The sequence below is a fragment of the Streptomyces sp. NPDC027189 genome (assembly GCF_055566975.1).
Genome location: NZ_JBVHRI010000001.1, coordinates 94,649 through 112,875 on the forward strand (window position 1 = coordinate 94,649; position 18,227 = coordinate 112,875).

Sequence of the window (18,227 nt, forward strand, 5' to 3'; positions counted from 1 at the left end):
GCTGGTTACTCTCCTTCAACCCGCATGATGCTGGCGACACCCCGCACGGTGTCGAGGCTGCGCAGCGCCTCGACGGTCCCGTTCAGGGACGCGTCGGACGCACGGTGGGTGACGACGACGAGGGAGGCCTCGCCGCCTCCGTCTTGTCGTCCTTGCTGGCGCACCGTATCGATGGACACGCCGTGCTCGGCGAAGACGGTTGCCACCTGGGCGAGAACACCCGGTTTGTCTGCCACGTCGAGGCTGATGTGGTAGCGCGTCACGACGTCGCCCATGGGCGACACGGGCAGCCGGGCGTACGCGGAGTCGCCGGGCCCGGTCGCACCGCTGAGCTTGTTGCGGCAGACGGCGACGAGGTCACCGAGGACGGCGGAGGCCGTCGGGGAGCCGCCGGCGCCCGGCCCGTAGAACATGAGCTGCCCGGCGGCATCCGACTCCACGAACACGGCGTTGTACGCGCCGCGCACGGAGGCGAGCGGGTGGCTCAGTGGAATCATCGCCGGGTGCACGCGCGCCGTCACCGAGCCCCCGTCGGCGGCCCGCTCACAGATGGCGAGCAGCTTGATGGTGCAGCCCATCTCCTTCGCCGAGGCGAAGTCGGCGGAGGTGACCTCACTCATGCCCTCGCGGTAGACATCGTCGAGGCGCACGCGCGTGTGGAAGGCGATTCCGGCCAGGATCGCGGCCTTGGCGGCGGCGTCGAAGCCTTCGACGTCGGCGGTCGGGTCGGCCTCGGCGTATCCCAGGGCGGTGGCCTCGTCGAGGGCCTCCTGGTAGCCGGCCCCCGTGGTGTCCATCTTGTCGAGGATGTAGTTCGTCGTCCCGTTGACGATGCCCATCACGCGGTTGATCTTGTCGCCCGCCAGGGATTCGCGCAGCGGCCGGATCAGCGGGATGGCACCGGCGACGGCGGCCTCGTAGTAGAGGTCCTTGCCGTTCTCTTCCGCCGCCGCGTGCAGCGCGGCCCCGTCCTGGGCGAGCAGCGCCTTGTTGGCGGAGACCACGGAGGCGCCGTGCTCGAAGGCGGTGGTGATGAGGGAGCGGGCGGGCTCGATGCCGCCGATGACCTCGACGACGACGTCGATGTCGCCGCGTTTGACGAGGGCGGTGGCGTCGGTGGTGATGAGCTCGGCCGGGATGCCCTCGCGGACCTTGGAGGGCCGCCGGACGGCGACACCGGCCAGCTCGACGGGGGCTCCGATGCGCGCGGCGAGGTCATCGGCGTGCGTCGTCATGATGCGCGCCACCTCTGAGCCGACAACCCCACAGCCCAGCAGCGCCACCTTCAGCGGACGCGTACGCATCATCCGACCTCGTTTCCTCATACCGTCTTCGGTTGGACCAGTCTCACTCACCGGACGGGCGTTTCTATCCCTCGTCCGGATCGTGAGACGTCTATTTCATTTTTCCAGGGGCGACGCGCAGGAGATCTTTCGTCGCCCCTGGGGCTTCTTCGAGCCCGCGTCGGGGGGCTTTGTTCGAGCCCGCCTCGGGGGCTGCTCCCGCCCGCCTCAGGGGCTCGTGTCAGCCGACGTCGAGACGCAGGAGATCCTCCTCCGTCTCACGGCGGACGATGACCCGGGCCTCGCCGTCGTTGACGGCGACGACGGGCGGGCGCAGCGCGTGGTTGTAGTTGCTGGCCATCGAGCGGCAGTAAGCGCCGGTCGCCGGAACCGCGATGAGGTCGCCGGCGGCCAGGTCGGAGGGCAGGAAGGCGTCCTTCACCACGATGTCGCCGCTCTCGCAGTGCTTCCCCACGACGCGGACGAGCATGGGCTCGGCGGCGGATGTGCGCGACACCAGGGCGACGCTGTACTCGGCGTCGTACAGGGCGGTGCGGATGTTGTCCGACATGCCGCCGTCGACGGAGACATACGTGCGCAGCCCGTCGAGCGGCTTGATAGTGCCGACTTCGTAAAGGGTGAAGGCGGTCGGGCCCACGATGGCGCGTCCGGGCTCCACAGAGATCCGAGGCGTCCGCAGCTTGGCGGCTTCGCACTCACGCGTGACGATCTCGCTGAGGGCCTTGGCGATCTCGTGCGGCTCGCGCGGATCGTCGTCACTCGTGTACGCGATGCCGAGACCGCCGCCGAGGTCGATCTCCGGCAGCTCGACACCGTGCTCGTCACGGATGGCGGCGAGCAGCGACACGACGCGCCGGGCGGCGACCTCGAAGCCGGCCATGTCGAAGATCTGCGACCCGATGTGCGAGTGAATCCCCACGAGCTCCAGCCCGTCGAGGGCGAGCGCCCGCCGTACCGCCTCCGCGGCCTGCCCGTCGGCCAGCGCGATCCCGAACTTCTGGTCCTCGTGGGCGGTGGCGATGAACTCGTGCGTGTGCGCCTCGACGCCGACCGTCACACGGATCTGCACGCGCTGCCGCTTGCCCAGGGACTGGGCGATGTGGGCGACGCGGACGATCTCCTGGAAGGAGTCGAGCACGATGCGCCCGACGCCCGCCTCCATGGCCGTACGAATTTCGATTTCGGACTTGTTGTTGCCGTGGAAGGCGATGCGGTCGGCGGGCATCCCGGCGGACAGGGCGGTGGCGAGCTCACCACCGGAGCAGACGTCGAGGTTGAGGCCCTCGTCGTGCAGCCACCGCACGACGGCGCGCGACAAGAACGCCTTTCCGGCGTAGAAGACGTCGGCGTCATGCCCGAACGCGGTCCGCCACGCGCGGGCGCGCTCGCGGAAGTCGGCCTCGTCGATGAAGTAGGCGGGTGTGCCGAACTCCTCGGCGAGCCGCGTGACTTCAATCCCTCCGACACTGACCACACCGTCCTGGTCACGGGTGACGGTGTGCGCCCAGACCTTGGGGTCGAGGGCGTTGAGGTCGGCGGGCGGGGCGGTGTAGTGGCCCTCCGGGAGGACATCGGCGTGACGGGGCCCGGCGGGGTGTGCGGAACGGCTCATTCTTCTCTCACAGATAGTCAGGGGCACTGATGCCGAGCAGGGACAGGCCGCCGGCCAGCACCGTCCCGGCGGCTTCGGCGAGCGCGAGCCGGGCGCGGTGGGCGGCCGAGGGTTTCTCGTCGCCGAGCGGCAGCACGGTGTGCTGGTGGGCGAGGAAGGCGTCGGCGGTGACGACGAGGTGCCGGGCGAGCCGGTCGGGCGTGCGCTGGGTCGCGGCGACGCGCAGGGCGTGCGGGTACTCGGCGAGGGCGCCGAGGAGGTCGAGGAGCTCGCCCTCATGGCGTACGTCGCTGGGGTCGCCGACGTATCCGAGCGCGGCGGCGTTGCGGCGCAGGGCCCGGGTGCGGGCATGGGCGTACCGGACGCGGAAGAGAGGGTTGCTCTCGCGCTGAACGAGGTGGTCGGCGGTGATCCGGGGCCGGTCGTGGGGTGCGGGGTGGAGCAGGGCCCAGCGGGCGGCGTCAGGGCCGAGCGGGGCGGGGTCCTCCGGCGCCGGCACGGGCCGCAGGTTCACCGGCTCGGCGTGCCGCACCTCGGCGCGGCCGCCCTGGGTGGCGACGATCCGCACGAGGGTGTCGGCGACGACCTCGGCCCGGGTGTCGTACGGCACACGCAGCTCGACGACCTGCCCGGCGAGGGCGTCACCGTGCCCGTACGACGGACCCTGCCGCAGGAGATCTTCCACTAGCGCGGCGGACGCCCCGCCGCCGAGGCGGATGTTCAGAAACCCGGGTCCGGTGATCGCGACGTCCGCGACACCGGGGGCGCCGTTGATGTGCGGCCGCAGGATCTCGGCGACCTGCAGGGGCGGCCGCCCGGCCGGACGCGCCAGCTGGAGGGCGATGTTCGTGGCGTAATCCCCACACCCACCCGGCCCCGGCACCGTGACCACGGCCCGTGCGGGCACGGCGACATTCAGCTCCCCCGCGTCGACAGCACGACGCACCGCGCACAGCACGGTACGGGAGAGCTCGACGGGGGTCACGGGACAAGCGTAGGGGAGGAGGGGGGTGGGTAGGCGAGTCGGTTTGGGGGACGGTCCGGGATGTGGACGGGGCCGGATCCGGTGGGTGGTGACGGGAAGGGCTGTGCGGTCTGCTTCGGGGGACGGGCGACGGGCTCCGAGCCTCGGGCTTCGAGCCTCGGGCGACGGGCGACGGGCGACGGGCGACGGGTGTCGGGCGACGGGCGACGGGTGTCGGGCGACGGGTGTCGGGCTTCGGGTCTCGGGCGTCGGGCGTCGGGCGACGGGTGTCGGGCTTCGGGCGACGGGCGACGGGCGACGGGCTGAGCGGCGGGCGTATCGCTCAGCCCTGTGGACGGCGCCGTGTCGGTGACCGTTGTATCCGTTGTGTCCGTCACGGGTGGTCGCATCCGTCACGGGTGGTCGTATCCGTCACGCGTGGTCGCATCCGTCACGCGCGGTCGCATCCGTCACGCGCGGTCGTATCCGTCAGCGACGGTCATGCGCACCCGTCAGTGACCGGCGCGTCCGGCGCGCTCGGTTTCCTCGACCCCGGCGGTGGCCTCGAACGACGGCGAGCCACCCTCACCACCGCCTCCCGCACTGCCCCCACTCCCCCGCCGCTCCATCAACTGGCGTACGAGCCGCACGAGTTCGGCAGGTTCGAAAGGCTTGGAGAGAAAGGCGTCGACACCCACGTCCAGCCCGCTCTCGACCTCGTGCTGAGTGCAGGCACTCACGATCGCGAGGGGAAGATTCCGGGTAAGGGGATCGGCACGGAGCCGCGCCGCGGTCCGCAGCCCGTCCAGCCGAGGCATCACCACATCGAGGGTCACGACATCGGGCCGCACCTGATGCACGATGTCCAGGCACTCGGCACCGTCGGCCGCGGTCACGACCTCGAGACCCTCCAGTTCGAGGTTGACCCTGATCAGTTGCCGGATGACCTTGTTGTCGTCCACAACAAGCACCCGACCGGACGCGCCTGACACAACTCGAGAGTAGGTCCGCGCCCACCGCCGCGTCCGGGTTTTCCCCACTTCCACCCCGTGCGGGGGTCAGGTTCCATCCCGTGTGGGGGGTCACGTTCCACCCCGTCAGGAGGTTGCGCATGGGCTCGACCCGCGCCCCCGCCACCACCCACCCCGCGCCCCGCCACCACCCAGCCCGCGCCCCGCCACCACTCGGCCCGGACGAGGCGCTCACGCCGAGAACAGACCCGCCGCCCCTCCCCGGAACCCCACCCCGCCCCCGCCAAAACCCGTGGCAATCACCCCCGAAGGAGCTGGTAGGGTTCTACCCGTCGCCGCGAACACCGCGCCCGACACGCCCCCGTAGCTCAGGGGATAGAGCAACGGCCTCCGGAGCCGTGTGCGCAGGTTCGAATCCTGCCGGGGGCACAGAAGCCGGAGCAGCGCGATCAACCCGCTGACCAGCCAAAGTGCCAGACATTAAGAGCCGGACCCAGTCCTACTGAGTCCGGCTCTTTGTCATTGCTACGCACTGATCGCGAGTGAGCAGCGAGTGGGTTTCAGGAACCTGGCCGGTAGAGGACGGCAGGTCACGGGCGTGCCGTGGGTGTCCGAGCTCGGGGCAGTGGAGTGGTCCAGAACATCAGGCAGCTTTGGCTCAGCCCTTGCACCCGCTGTCGTCCCGGTAGCCGATCTCGGGATCGTCGGCTTGGCGTCTCTTGCTTCGGCAGGCCCTGCACGTGCCCGGAACTGTGGCTTCCATCATGGCGAATGTGATCTTGTCCTGGTGAGATCGCCAGATGCTCGGTTTCCTCCTCCGTCTCCTGCCGTTCTGGGTCCGCGAGCCCCTGCTCATCGCGGTCGGGTCTGTTCTCGGCGTACGCATCATGTATCTCGCCGTCCGCGACCACGATCGGGTCGCGGCCGGTCTCGGCGTGGTGTTCCTCGTGTTCACCGCAATACGCGTCTACGCGGTGATCCGGGCCCTGCGCGCACGCCGGAACCCGAGTCCGGCAGCCTCCGCAGACGGGGCGGCGGTCGATGCTGCCGCCCAGCCCCAGGCCCAGGCCGGAGCCGGGCCGCGTCCCGGCCCGGACACTCCGGAGAAGGAGCACAACGCATGGAGCCAGGCCGTCGCGGCCGTGGCCGTGTTCGGGGCACTCGCGGCCGCGCTGTGGGTGGCCCCACGCTTCATGCCGTCCGACGACAACGCCCCGCAGCCCGCCTCGTGTTCGGGCGGGGCACACGAGGAGCTTCCGAAGGCCTACAAGGACACGCCCCGGCCTGTGACCGGTGAAGAGCTGTGCAAGGCGCTCAACCGGCCAGACCTGGCCAAGCTCCTTGGAACGCCTGGAGAGACCGCGACCACTGCTTCCAGCACCAACAACACCGCTCCTCTGACTGATGGGAAGGTCGCCCAACCGGAGGCCGAGGTCACGTTCGACACGTACACCGTGAATGTCTCGGCCACTTACAACGACCTGTCGACCGACCAGTACGTGAAGCTGATGAAGTTCGGGGATGAGAAGGACATCAAGACGCTTACGGTTCTTGGTCGGCCCGCGGTCCTCTCCTCGGATCACACCATGAAGCTCGAGATCAATCTCGGGAGTGGCGGATCCGGCGGACCGGTCGAAGAAGGCCCCCTGGCCAGGACGCTGTCCGTGGCCCTGGACCGCAATGACCGAGGCGGCTACTGCGACATCACCGTGTGGAGCACGTCCGGAGCCCTCCCGAACGACAGCGTTCTCCTCAACATCGCCGAGAAGGTTCTTCCGAGGATCCCCGAACGACCTGTCCGATGAGACGCCGAAAACATCTCGGCGAAAACCACCAACAGCCCGCCCGGCGACAGGCTCCCGCTATCCAAATACCGCGTCCTACCTGTCGTCGTTGTCCCGGCCATCTTCGAAGACGAAGAGTGGCTTGGCGCCACGTGCGGGTGTTTCGGCGAGCGCGATGGCTTCAGTGAAGCGTTCGAGTGGGAACGGCCGGCCTTGGGGGATGCTCAGCACTCCATCAGCGACGAGACTGCGAACCTCGGACAGCGCGCGCAAGGCATCCGCAGGTGAGGCAGTGCCGAACCAGCGGTTCAGCCAAAAGCCACGGACTGCTTTGGTCTCGTAGATAACCGAGCGTGCCTGCAGCGGGATCGTCAGCGCTGCCGGGTCGGTCTGCCGGTGGGTAGAGAGCGCGCCGTAGACCACGACCTCTCCTCCCGGAGCCAATGCCTGGGATACCTGGGCACCTACGTGGCCCGCGACACAGTCGATGGCCTTGTGCACGCCGGCCGGTCCTGCGATCTCAGACACACGTTGCAACAGGTCCTCGTCCTCAGTGCAAATGACCTCGTCACCACCAAGCGCCTTGATCTCCTCAACGGCATCGCGCCGCCGCACGACATTGATCGTGCGAATACCCAGATGCCTGGCCAGCTGAATGACGAGCCGGCCGACAGTGGAGCCCGCGGCCGTCTGCAACAACCATTCACCCGGCTGCACGTCGAGTTCGCGTGTCACCAGGAGCAGCGCGGTCAACGGATTCACGGCGAGTTGACAGGCGTCGGAGTCGCTCAGACGATCGGGGACCGGCAGGAGCCTTCGCGTATCGGCAACAAGGTATTCCTGCCAAGTGCCGGCCACATGGGGCCCGGGTACCGCCGGGATTGCAGCGGCCACCACGCGCTCGCCGATCTTTAGCCCCTCGGTATCCGGCCCCAGGGCCTCAATACGGCCCACGCATTCCATGTGCCCACCAACAGTGGGAAACTCGGGGGAGAAACCGTAGCGGCCACGCAGCACGTGCAGATCGCTTGCGTGAATCGGAGTCGCCTTCACACGGATCAACGCCTGACCGGCTTCTGGCGTGGGAACAGGACGAGATTCCAGCCGCAGGACATCGGCCGGCTCGCCAACCTTTCCGGCCACGAGCGCGCGCATGGATTGTGGCATGGGCATGAGATCTCTCCTTTAGTCTCGCTCAGCATCGGCCGGCGGGGCGGCGAAGTACCGGGCGTACCGTGTCCCAGCGAAGTGCTCGCCCAACAGCTGAGAGAAAAGCAGGACCGCCGGCAGTGGACGGTGGTTCACCACTAGATGTTGCGTCTGCCCCTCTGAGTTCCTGTAAACGACAGCGATGTTTGCGATCGGCTCGCCGCGCACCTTCGATGCGTAGTCCTCGACGAAGCCATTCTCTCCGTACTCACCGATGTAGGCGAAGTCTTGGTGCTCGTACAGAGTGCGTGCATAGGCCAGCACCGTACGAACGTCCTCGGCCCCGCGCACGACCCCGTTCAGAACCGAGCCCTCCAGGGTCACATCGTCGGCAAGGTTGTCCAGCCAAAGGGGGTAGTAATCCGTGCGCTGCCGCGCCGGGTCGCCGCTTCCCAGATACATCGGTGTCGTCTTGTCAGCCATCTTCCAGCCGTTCTAGTAGGGAACCAGCTCCTGCGAGCAGCCCCAAGGAATACGAAATAATCGTAACACCTTTACCTATTTCTTCCTGGCTCTGGAACGACTGGAACGATGTCGCATGCTTGTGCGACTCGACGCCTCTCGGGAGGACAGGAAGCCGGGTGTGGCCCGTTCGAGTTCCCACAGGCGAGTTAGGCACTCCTGCGTCGAAGGCTCATGGGACTGAGTCGGGGTCTCCGTGCAGTGCGCCGATCTTCGATACTTCGCCACTAACGGAGCGTCCGTATTCATCGAGTTCAATCAATCCACCAAAATTAGGATCCTTGACTGTCGTCGCGTCACGGGCGCCCCTTCCGCAGCTCCCAGATCTTCCGGAAGTTCTGTCGCCGCCGCCAGTTCGAGGCGATCAGGGTCTCTGCGGGGAAGATGAACTTGCGAAGGCTCTCCCTTCTCGACAGAACCCCTAATACCCCAAGAGCTATGGGCGAAGGCCCCGTTCACGTGTTGGCCGCTACAGGGCGTCGCCCTCCTCCTCAAGCGACTTGAGGTTCTTCACGCTGGCAGATTCCTCGTGACCGTCGGTGCAGCCGTGGTATCGGCGGTGGATTACCTCTGGGGAATTGCCTACTCGGCGAGCCACCTCAGCTATGGGCACCCCGGTCCGACACTGCTCGATGTGACGTCAGATACGTCTGTGAGCAAGTCCATTGTCAGTGCGGTGAGCTTCACTGTCCGCCATGGAGCTCACGCAAGCGACCGTCAACGACCTGCTGGCCCAGCTCGGCCCGGGAGACGGCTACACGTACCTGCCCATCGACCTGAACCCGCAGGACCTGACCGACCTGCTCGACAGCAGGTACGGCGCCCCGCGCACCCTCGTCCTCGACGGCTTCACCGATCCGACGGTCGACGAGTCCAAGGGTGCGGCTCTCCTCGTCCCCTTCGAGGACCGCGCCGTGACGATACGGGCGTGGGCGTACGGGAATCAGTGGGTCGGTACGGGTACGGCGCGGGACGCCGAGGGGGCCGAGCGGCCGGTGTTGGTGGTCGCTCACAGGGAGGTGCCAGGACCCTTGGCGGTCGCTCCGGACGAGGACGTCGACTGGATGGAGCGGCTCAGACGGATCACCGGCTGGACGCACCCCGCCCAGCGGCCGGACCTGGACTGGGCGGAGGTGGAGTCGCGCCTGGGCACCGCGCTGCCGAGCGACTACAAGCGCATGGTCGAGACGTTCGGCAAGGGCGCCTTCGACGGATACCTGGACCTGAACCAGGAGCCGTGGACGCGGCTCAGGGAGGACGGTCTGCTCATCTGGGCGGGCACTGAGCACGAGGACCTGTACTGCTGGAGGGCCGACGGCGACGACCCCGACCGCTGGCCCGTCGTGGTCCGTTCCTTCGACGGCGAGCATGTCCCCTTCGACTGCCAGGCCGCGGAGTTCGTCTGCCGCATCCTCACTGACCCGCACCACCCGTTCACGATGGCCCGCTATTTCGACACGCACTGGTTCATGAACTACCGGGAAAGCGGCTGACCGAACCCCGCAGCCAACGGCATCCGCAGCCTGGTTGGCGGTGCCTTCGGGGAACAGGGCAGGAGCACTCGTCCGCCACAGCAGACTCGCCAACTGCAATGACGTCTTAGCAGGCCTCATCGGCACTAAGGGCGGACCGACGACCGCCCGCCATGAGGCGGACCCCGCATCAAGCAGCTGCCAAGTGGGCGCGATCGCCGGTCAGTCGCCCCGAATTCGCCGGCACCCGGGGCCCCGCAGAGCGTATCCACCGGCCCATCTCGCCGGGAAGCGAAGCTCACCCGTGCCCTTCGGCGTCACCGCAGTACTCAGCCGCGCCGGAACCACGGCCCCTCCGGACCGAAGCAGTCAACCTTGAACCCGCCGTACCGGCGGCCCGAGCTCCCTGCCAAGTCCCGCCTCCGCCCCGGCGGTAGCGCAGTTGTGCCATGACGCACCCGCGCCAGAGGCAATGCATTGCCGGAGTCCGAGGGCGCCTCCATGATCCAGGTCAACTCCCGTTCCTGGTGCCTCTTGGAGGCCTTCCTTGCCCGAAATGCCCGTTCCCAGACGCAGGTTGATCGCGCTCGGCGCGGTCGCCGCCCTCGCACTCGGGGTCGTACCAGCCACCGCCGCTGTGCCCGCGGCCCCCGTCACCCCCGTGCCTGCCCAATCCACACAGCAGTCACCCGGCAACAGCGGCACACACACCGTCACCCTGATCACCGGTGACAAGGTCACGATCGGCACCGCCCTCGACGGCACCGTCGTCCGGTCGTTCGAAGCCGCGAACGGAGCCACTGCGGGCTTCCACCGTGCCGTCATCGACGGGGCGACGTACGTGTATCCCGACGCCGTCCTGCCGTACGTCGGTGCCGGGAAGCTGGACAAGCAGCTGTTCAACGTGACCCGGCTCATAGCCGACGGCTACGACGACGCGCGCGCCTCCCGGTTGCCGCTCATCGTGAGCTACACCGACGCCGCCACCAGGTCCCGGACCCAGCCGAAGGTGGCCGGTTCGAACGTCGTCCGCCGGCTGGACAGCATCCAGGGTGCCGCCCTCGCGCAGAACCGTAAGCAGGCCCCGGCGTTCTGGTCCGCGCTCACCGGCGGTTCCGGCGCGGCGGCACGGTCGGCGAAGCCGGCCTTCGCGGGAGGCATCGCCAAGGTCTGGCTCGACGGCAAGGTGAAGGCCGACCTGGCCGACTCGACCGCTCAGATCGGCGCGCAGCAGGTCTGGGCGGAGGGGAACTCCGGCAAGGGCGTGAAGGTCGCGGTGCTCGACAGCGGCGTGGACGCCGAACACCCGGACCTGACCGGACAGGTCGACACCAGCGCCAGCTTCGTCCCCTACGAGGAGGACGCCACCGACTACAACGGTCACGGCACGCACGTCGCCTCGACCATCGCCGGCACCGGCAGTGCCTCCGACGGCAAGGAGCGGGGCGTCGCCTCCGGTGCCCGGCTGGCCATCGGCAAGGTGCTGGACTCCGACGGCAGGGGCCAGGAGTCTTGGATCATCGCGGGCATGGAGTGGGCCGCCCGGGACCAGCGGGCCAGGATCATCAGCATGAGCCTGGGCGGCGGCGGCGACGCCACCGACCCGATGAGCCGGACCGTCGACCAGCTCAGCCGCGAGACGGGCGCGCTGTTCGTCGTCGCGGCGGGCAACGGCGGCCCGCACGCCATCAGCAGCCCCGGTGCCGCGGACGCCGCGCTGACCGTCGGCGCCGTCGACTCCGCGGACCAGCTCGCCGACTTCTCCAGCCAGGGCCCGCGTGAGGGCGACGCCGGGCTGAAGCCCGAACTCACCGCACCCGGCGTCGACATCGTCGCGGCGCGCTCGCACTACAGGCGGGGCTCCGGCTACTACACCACGATGAGTGGCACGTCGATGGCGACGCCGCACGTCGCCGGCGCCGCCGCGCTGCTCGCCTCCCAGCACCCCGACTGGACCGGTGCGCAGCTGAAGGAGGCGCTGGTCAGCAGCGCCAAGGCGACCCCGTCGTACACGCCGTACCAGGCGGGCGCCGGTCGGCTCGACGCGCTGGCGGCGGTGCACACCTCGGTCTTCGCCACCGCCAGCGCCTACTCCGGCTTCCACACCTGGCCGCCGAAGCCGGGAGAGACCGACGTCCAGAAGGTGACGTACACCAATGTCGGCGACGCCCCGGTCAGCCTCGGCCTGGCGGTCGACGGCGCCGTCCCGGCGGGGTTGTTCACCCTCTCCGACGACCGGATCACCGTTCCCGCGCACGGCACCATCTCGGTCGACGTGACCGCGCGACTGGACCGGCTGACGGCCGACCAGCCGGTCAGCGCCATGGTCACCGGTACGGACGGCACCGGAGCGGTGCGGGCCCGGACCCTGATCGGCGGCGCCCGCGAGGGTCAGCGCCAGAACCTGACCGTCGTCGCGAAGGACCGGTCGGGCAATCCGCTGGTGGGCAGGGTCGTCGTCACCGCCGAGCACCTCTTCACGGTGATCGACCTCGACGCGTCCGGCACCGGTACGGTGCGGCTGCCAGTCGGCAGCTACAGCGGCTGGCTCACCGCCGACGTGCGGGGGGCCAACGGGCCGCACTCACGGGGCATGGCACTGCTCGCCTTCAACGACGTGCAGCTGGACCAGGACCGCACCGTCACTCTGGACGGCCGGAAGACCCGTCAGATCCTGGCACGCGCGCCGCAGCAGACCACCGCTGTCGCACCGCGCCTGGACGTCCACCGGTCGTTCACCGACAGCCTGGTCGAGTCGTCCATGCTGCCCAACCCGTCCTACGACAGCATCTGGGCGCTTCCGACCGGCAAGAAGGTCACCGCCGGCGAGTTCGAGTTCGGTGCCCGCTTCCGTCTGGAGCAGCCGGCGCTGACCCTGGGCACGACCTCGCAGACCTACGCCGACCCGCTGGTCAAGCGCGCGGCCAAGCCGCTGCCGGCCGGCACCCGGACGCTCACGGCGGTCTACGCCGGCGAAGGCACGGCCGAGGAGCTCGCGCGGCAGAACCCGCGCGGCAAGGCCGTGGTGGTCCGGGGCAGCGACCCTGCCGGGATCAAGGCACAGGCGCAGGCCGCCGCGGCCGCGGGCGCCCAGGTGCTCGTGGTCGTCAACGACGGCATCGGCCGGCTGCAGCCCTGGGACGAGACTCCCTGGAGCCCGGAGAGCCCGGCCCCGCTGACGGTGGCGACCCTCAACGCCGACCAGGGCGCCGATCTGATCGGCGCGCTCCGGCACGGAGCGGTCAAGCTGAAGGTCACCTCGCACCCCACCACCGACTACGTCTACGACGTGGTGCACCACTGGTCCGGCGCCGTCCCGGCGGATCCGACCTGGCGGGAGGAGCCGAAGGACCTGGGCAGGGTGGACGTCTCGTTCCGCAACTACCGGCCGGGCAAGGCGATGGAGTTCCGCCCCGACGTCTGGCGCGGCTGGGCCGTGGGCAACCAGCTCACCGCTCCCGCCCAGGGCGAGCGGACGGACTGGGTCACCTCCGCCGCCACCTGGCTGGACGACGCCGTCATCCAGGGCGAGACCGGGCAGCACTCGATCGGCGTCCTCCGCTACCCGGCACGGAAGACCGGCAAGGTCAGCTGGTTCGGGCCGATCCAGCGGCCCCGGATGGGCCCGATGGGCTACCAGCCGGTGCGCTACCTCGACACGATGTACATCACCGCACCCGGGTGGGGTGACTCCGGCGCCGGCCATGTGGGCGAAGCCAGGGCCAACTTCGACGTCAAGGACTGGATGTCGCTCTACCAGGGCGACCGGCAGCTCGACTGGGGCAACGCCGAGTGGCTGCAGGTCCCCGCGCTCGCCGCGGAGCCGCTGCCCTACCGGCTGGTGGTCGACAACGACCGGGCAGCCTGGGCCGGCCCGTACTCGACGCACACGCTGACCGAGTGGAACTTCACCTCCGCGGCCACCGGGGCCGAGTCGACGGAGTCTCTCCCGCTGATCCAACTCGACTACGGCGTCGACACCGACAGGGCCGGCCGGGCCGATCGGCATGCCGACCTGACGGTGACCGCCTCGCACCTGCCCGGCACCACCGCCGCCATCGCCAAGCCCTCCATCGAGGTCTCCTACGACGACGGCAAGACCTGGCTGCGGAGCGACCTGACCCGCACCGGCGACGGATGGCGGACGAGCCTGCGCGCACCGAAGTCGGCGGGCTTCGCCACCCTCCGGGTGACCGCCCATGACAGCGCCGGCAACACCGTCTCCCAGACGATCACCCGAGCGTTCGGCCTGCGCTGACGTCACCGACGGAGCACGAACCGGGCGGGGCTGCGGTCGGCGGCCCCGCCCGGCGGCATGCGCACCATGGTATTTCGGTACGAGTCCACATCAGCCGGGCCACCGTGGCGCCGGTCGACGCTCCTCGCAGCAGCGGCGCTCCGCTTCCCTCCGCTCCTCCCCCCGCGATCCGCCGGTCGATCAAAGGGGTTCGGGGCGTGCGCCCGGGGTGCAGTTGCCGTGGACGCCTCCCGGCCGCCCGGCACCGAGCGGTGTCACCGTTGCGACATGTCCCACCTGTGCCACCGGAATCGAGTGACACCTCATCCGCTGCCAGCTGATTCTTTCCAGCGCATGAACACCACACTGCGGGCCGAGGGAAGGCACAGGACTGATGAGACGGATCCGCCTAGTGGCGGCGATATCGACAGGCTTGGCGCTGGCAGCCGGGGCGGCGGCGCCCGTGTCCGCGGGCGCAAGTAGCCCGCGTGAAGGCGCCGTTGCGAGCACCTCGGCCGACGGCACGGCGACGGTGCGACTGATCACCGGTGACAGCGTGACGGTCACCAGGGCCTCGAACGGCCGGCAGATCGCCTCCGTCACCCCTGGCGCCGGGCGACGGGGCGTCCTCTTCCGGACCCAGGAGCAGGACGGGCATCTGACGGTGCTTCCGTCCGACGCCGGCAACCTGGTCGCATCCGGCCGCCTCGACCGGCAGTTGTTCGACGTGACGGCGCTCGTCGCGCAGAAGTACGACGAGGCCCACACCGACGCGCTGCCGCTCATCGTGGGGCGGGCGGACGGGGTGGCGGCCTCTGCCGTCAAGGACCTCACCGCTCTGGCGGCGGAGGAGTCCCCCGTCCGCAGGCTCGACAGCATCGACGCACGGGCGATGCGCGTGTCCGACACCGACCTCGGCCGGTTCTGGAAGGAACTGGTCCCCGCCGGCGGGCAGATGCGGGCGACCGAGGCCGCCGCCACCCCGCGGGTGTGGCTGGACGGCCGGGTGGGCGCGTCCCTCGACCGCAGCACGGCACAGATCGGTGCGCCGGACGTGTGGCAGGCCGGTTACCGGGGCGACCGGGTGAAGGTCGCCGTCCTGGACACCGGCGTGGACCAGACCCATCCCGATCTGGCCGGGCGGATCGCCGAGGCCAGGGACTTCTCCGGCAGTTCCGGTACCGGGGACGTCTTCGGGCACGGAACCCACGTCGCGTCCATCGTCGGCGGCAGCGGTGCCGCGTCCGGCGGCAGCCGCAAGGGAGTCGCACCCGCCGCGGAGCTGCTCGTCGGCAAGGTCCTCGGCGACGACGGCTACGGCAGCGCCTCGCAGGTGATCGCCGGCATGGAGTGGGCGGCCTCGCAGGGAGCCAAGGTCGTCAACATGAGCCTGGGTTCGGAGGAACCCTCCGACGGCACCGATCCCATGAGCGAGGCGCTGAACGAACTCAGCCGGGCCACCGGCACCCTGTTCGTCGTGGCGGCGGGCAACAGCGGGCAGCAGGGTGCAGGCACGGTCGGCTCCCCGGGGGCGGCGGACGCCGCGCTCACGGTCGGAGCCGTCGACCGGGACGACTCGCTCGCCCCGTTCTCCAGCCGCGGACCACGCCTCGGCGACGACGCGGTCAAGCCCGATGTGACGGCACCCGGTGTGGGTATCGTGGCGGCCCGCGCGGCTGGGACCACGATGGGCGATCCGGTGGACGAGCACTACGTCGCGGCCTCCGGTACGTCCATGGCGACCCCGCACGTGGCAGGTGCCGCCGCTCTGCTCGCCCAGCGCCACCCCGACTGGTCCGCCACGCAGTTGAAGGACGCACTGGTCAGCACGGCACGTACGGTTCCTGGTCAGGAGGTCACCGAGCAGGGGGGCGGCCGGATCGACGTGCGCGCCGCGGCCCTGGGGACGGTCACCGCCACCGGCACCCTCGCCCTCGGCCCGTTCTCGACCGGTTCCGGTACCGACGACGCGTCGAAGCTGCGGTACACGAACACCTCCGACCAGGACCTCACGCTCGCACTCACCGTCGAGCTGTCCACCGCGGGCGGCAAGACGCCCGCCGAGGGCACGGTGCGCCTCGGCTCCGGGTCGGTGCGCGTCCCGGCGGGAGCGACGGCGGAGGTCCCGGTGACCGTCGACCCGGCCCGTGCCGGGAGGGGCAAGTTCTACGGCTATGTGACGGCCGCGTCGGCGGACGGGAAGACCGCCGTGCACACCACGCTCAGCCTCGTGGTGCACGGGCCGGTCCACCGGGTCACCGTGAAGACGTACGACAAGGACGGCAAGCCCGTCCCGGCCCTGCCGACCATCTGGGGAGCCGACGGGTTCGTGGGCTACACGAGCACCGAACCGGCCGTCGCCGAGGTCGAGGAGGGCGTCTACCAGGTCAACACCAGCTGGCTGGACACGGTCGGCGACGGGCAGGAACTGCGCGAGGTGGTGCTGCCCGAGGTGAAGGTCACCAAGGACACGACCGTCACCCTCGACGCCCGCAAGACGGTCCCGGTGAACATCCGCACGCCCCGGCCCGCGGAACAGCGCGGTGTCCTCAACTACCAGACGTACCGGAAGCTCGACGGCCACAGCCTGCTCCAGGGCACCATGTACTTCGACGTCGCCAAGCGTCTGCTGGTGAGTCCGACCGCCAAGGTCACCGAGGGAACCTTCGAGTTCGCCTCGCGCTGGCAGCTCGTCGCCCCGCTCCTGCAGGCCCGGGTGCCGGGCGCCGACCTGGATCTCAACGCCTACTACATGCCCGCCTCGCCGCTCTTCGGCGACCGCGGGGCCACCTTGACCGCGGTCGACGCCGGTGATGCCGCCACCCCCGACTTCCGGCACGCCCGTGGCCGGCTCGCGGTCGTCAACGACCCGACCGGCGCCGACGAGAAGGACCTCGTCGCGCGGGCGGCCGCGGCAGGCGTTCGCGCCGTGATGCTCGTCCACTTCAGCGACATCGGCTGGACCCGCTGGAGCCCTCAGGGTGAGCGCTGGGCCGTGCCGACCGTGCGGATCGGCGCCCATGCGGGAGCCGAACTGCTGGCACGCCTCGCCGACCGCACCACCACGGTGAAGTTCTCCGGCACCGCCCGCAGCCCGTACCTGTACGACGTGATGCAGGTGTCCGCGCAGCAGATCCCCCGGCATGTCGTGCACACCGTGTCCGACAGCAACAGCGCGGTCGTCCCGAGCACGTACGCCGACAACGGCGGTACCGGCTGGGCGAGCGAGCAGCGCTTCGGCTGGCGGCCGTACCAGGGCACGGCCTGGCTCCAGTACACCCGGTTCGTGCCGACCGGCTTCGCCCGGACCGAGTACGTCAGTGCCGGTGACACCACGTGGCAGCACCTGGTGCACCACACCACGACATGGGACGTCGACATGCCGCTCGCCGTCGGCATGCGCGACGACCCGCGGACCTACCGAGCCGGCGAACAGCCGCACGAGACCTGGCAGGGCGCTGTCGTCCGGCCGTCGATTCCGGCCGGCACCGCCACCGCGACGGTGCGCGACGGGAACGTGCTGCGACTGCGCATCCCGGAGTTCACGGACTCGCAGGCCGGGCACTGGTCGCGGGCCGCGGCCGGCGACGGCGGCGGCGGTGTCGGCACCTCCGGTGCGGATCCGGTCGGTGACGCCACGGGCGCCGTCCTGTATCGCGACGGCCAGAGGATCGAGGAGCTGGACGGCGCCTGGTCGGACGTGGAGGTTCCCGCCGACCGGGCCCAGTACCGGCTGGATCTGACGACCTCACGGAACTCGCCGGACTGGACGTCGGGCGTCGCCACCAGCACCTCCTGGTCCTTCCCGTCGGGCCGGACGGACACCGCCACGCCGTTGTCGCTGCTCCAGCTCGACTACGACGTACCGGTCGACGCGCGCAACGCGATACGCGCCGGGGGTGCGCACACCATCGGTGTCCGGGTCCGCCTCCAGGACGGCCTGTCCGTTCCACGCGGGGTGACGGTCCGTGTCGAGGCCTCCTACGACGACGGTCGCACCTGGCACCGGTCGGAGGTGACCGACCGCGGTCACAACGCCTTCCGGGCCGGGATCGAGGGGCCGTCGCGGAGCACGCCCGACGACGCCTGGGTGACCCTCCGCGTCACGGCTCGTGACGCCGCCGGGAACTCGGTCCGGCAGACCGTGCAGCGCGCGTACGCCCTGCACCGGTAGCACCCCCCAGGGGGCGTACGGCTCGCCGTACGCCCCCT

10 protein-coding genes and 1 tRNA gene are annotated in these 18,227 nt (G+C 69.9%); 5 read left to right on the forward strand and 6 right to left on the reverse strand.

Features of this window, described 5'->3' with window-relative positions; all coding sequences use genetic code 11:
• Window positions 1–5 precede the first annotated feature (5 nt).
• The 4 genes from ACZ4RZ_RS00455 to ACZ4RZ_RS00470 all read right to left on the reverse strand — a co-directional run bounded on the left by ACZ4RZ_RS00455 (window position 6) and on the right by ACZ4RZ_RS00470 (window position 4,926).
• Window positions 6–1,304: a homoserine dehydrogenase gene (locus tag ACZ4RZ_RS00455; protein ID WP_467741901.1), complete on the reverse strand. Its 1,299-nt coding sequence runs from the start codon at window positions 1,302–1,304 to the stop codon at window positions 6–8.
• Between the two features lie 220 nt (window positions 1,305–1,524).
• Window positions 1,525–2,916 carry a diaminopimelate decarboxylase gene (lysA, locus tag ACZ4RZ_RS00460; protein WP_467740603.1) on the reverse strand — a complete coding sequence of 464 codons (1,392 nt, stop codon included), beginning with the start codon at window positions 2,914–2,916 and terminating at the stop codon, window positions 1,525–1,527.
• Window positions 2,917–2,923: 7 nt separating this feature from the next.
• Window positions 2,924–3,901 (reverse strand): ArgS-related anticodon-binding protein NrtL, encoded by a 978-nt coding sequence (gene nrtL, locus ACZ4RZ_RS00465; RefSeq protein ID WP_467740605.1) that lies wholly within the window; start codon window positions 3,899–3,901, stop codon window positions 2,924–2,926.
• Between the two features lie 491 nt (window positions 3,902–4,392).
• Complete coding sequence (locus ACZ4RZ_RS00470; RefSeq protein ID WP_467740607.1) at window positions 4,393–4,926, reverse strand: response regulator; 534 nt, start codon at window positions 4,924–4,926, stop codon at window positions 4,393–4,395.
• A 282-nt stretch (window positions 4,927–5,208) separates the two neighbouring features.
• Here ACZ4RZ_RS00470 and ACZ4RZ_RS00475 point away from each other — a divergent pair.
• Together ACZ4RZ_RS00475 and ACZ4RZ_RS00480 are read left to right on the forward strand one after the other, a co-directional pair.
• Window positions 5,209–5,280 (forward strand) — tRNA-Arg (locus ACZ4RZ_RS00475).
• 371 nt (window positions 5,281–5,651) lie between these two features.
• Window positions 5,652–6,656 carry a DUF6215 domain-containing protein gene (locus ACZ4RZ_RS00480; protein ID WP_467740609.1) on the forward strand — a complete coding sequence of 335 codons (1,005 nt, stop codon included), beginning with the start codon at window positions 5,652–5,654 and terminating at the stop codon, window positions 6,654–6,656.
• A 75-nt stretch (window positions 6,657–6,731) separates the two neighbouring features.
• On the opposite strand, the gene ACZ4RZ_RS00485 is transcribed toward ACZ4RZ_RS00480, so the two are convergent.
• Together ACZ4RZ_RS00485 and ACZ4RZ_RS00490 are read right to left on the reverse strand one after the other, a co-directional pair.
• On the reverse strand, window positions 6,732–7,808 hold the full coding sequence (locus ACZ4RZ_RS00485; protein WP_467740610.1) for a zinc-dependent alcohol dehydrogenase family protein: 1,077 nt from the start codon (window positions 7,806–7,808) through the stop codon (window positions 6,732–6,734).
• Between the two features lie 12 nt (window positions 7,809–7,820).
• Window positions 7,821–8,267: a hypothetical protein gene (locus ACZ4RZ_RS00490; RefSeq protein ID WP_467740611.1), complete on the reverse strand. Its 447-nt coding sequence runs from the start codon at window positions 8,265–8,267 to the stop codon at window positions 7,821–7,823.
• A gap of 734 nt (window positions 8,268–9,001) precedes the next feature.
• Here ACZ4RZ_RS00490 and ACZ4RZ_RS00495 point away from each other — a divergent pair.
• The 3 genes from ACZ4RZ_RS00495 (at window position 9,002) to ACZ4RZ_RS00505 (ending at window position 18,189) form a co-directional block, all read left to right on the forward strand.
• A complete protein-coding gene (locus tag ACZ4RZ_RS00495; protein ID WP_467740613.1) occupies window positions 9,002–9,799 on the forward strand; it encodes a hypothetical protein in 798 nt (265 codons plus the stop codon).
• Between the two features lie 535 nt (window positions 9,800–10,334).
• Window positions 10,335–14,036: a S8 family serine peptidase gene (locus ACZ4RZ_RS00500; protein WP_467740615.1), complete on the forward strand. Its 3,702-nt coding sequence runs from the start codon at window positions 10,335–10,337 to the stop codon at window positions 14,034–14,036.
• A gap of 373 nt (window positions 14,037–14,409) precedes the next feature.
• Window positions 14,410–18,189 (forward strand): S8 family serine peptidase, encoded by a 3,780-nt coding sequence (locus ACZ4RZ_RS00505; protein ID WP_467740617.1) that lies wholly within the window; start codon window positions 14,410–14,412, stop codon window positions 18,187–18,189.
• Window positions 18,190–18,227 lie beyond the last annotated feature (38 nt).

What these genes read in the sequence shown, in the direction of transcription:
- ACZ4RZ_RS00455 (WP_467741901.1), bottom strand. Translation starts at nt 1,304, where the DNA reads ATGCGTACGCGTCCGCTGAAGGTGGCGCTGCTGGGCTGTGGGGTTGTC.
- lysA (WP_467740603.1), bottom strand. Translation starts at nt 2,916, where the DNA reads ATGAGCCGTTCCGCACACCCCGCCGGGCCCCGTCACGCCGATGTCCTC.
- ACZ4RZ_RS00480 (WP_467740609.1), top strand. Translation starts at nt 5,652, where the DNA reads ATGCTCGGTTTCCTCCTCCGTCTCCTGCCGTTCTGGGTCCGCGAGCCC.
- ACZ4RZ_RS00485 (WP_467740610.1), bottom strand. Translation starts at nt 7,808, where the DNA reads ATGCCCATGCCACAATCCATGCGCGCGCTCGTGGCCGGAAAGGTTGGC.
- ACZ4RZ_RS00490 (WP_467740611.1), bottom strand. Translation starts at nt 8,267, where the DNA reads ATGGCTGACAAGACGACACCGATGTATCTGGGAAGCGGCGACCCGGCG.
- ACZ4RZ_RS00495 (WP_467740613.1), top strand. Translation starts at nt 9,002, where the DNA reads ATGGAGCTCACGCAAGCGACCGTCAACGACCTGCTGGCCCAGCTCGGC.
- ACZ4RZ_RS00500 (WP_467740615.1), top strand. Translation starts at nt 10,335, where the DNA reads ATGCCCGTTCCCAGACGCAGGTTGATCGCGCTCGGCGCGGTCGCCGCC.
- ACZ4RZ_RS00505 (WP_467740617.1), top strand. Translation starts at nt 14,410, where the DNA reads ATGAGACGGATCCGCCTAGTGGCGGCGATATCGACAGGCTTGGCGCTG.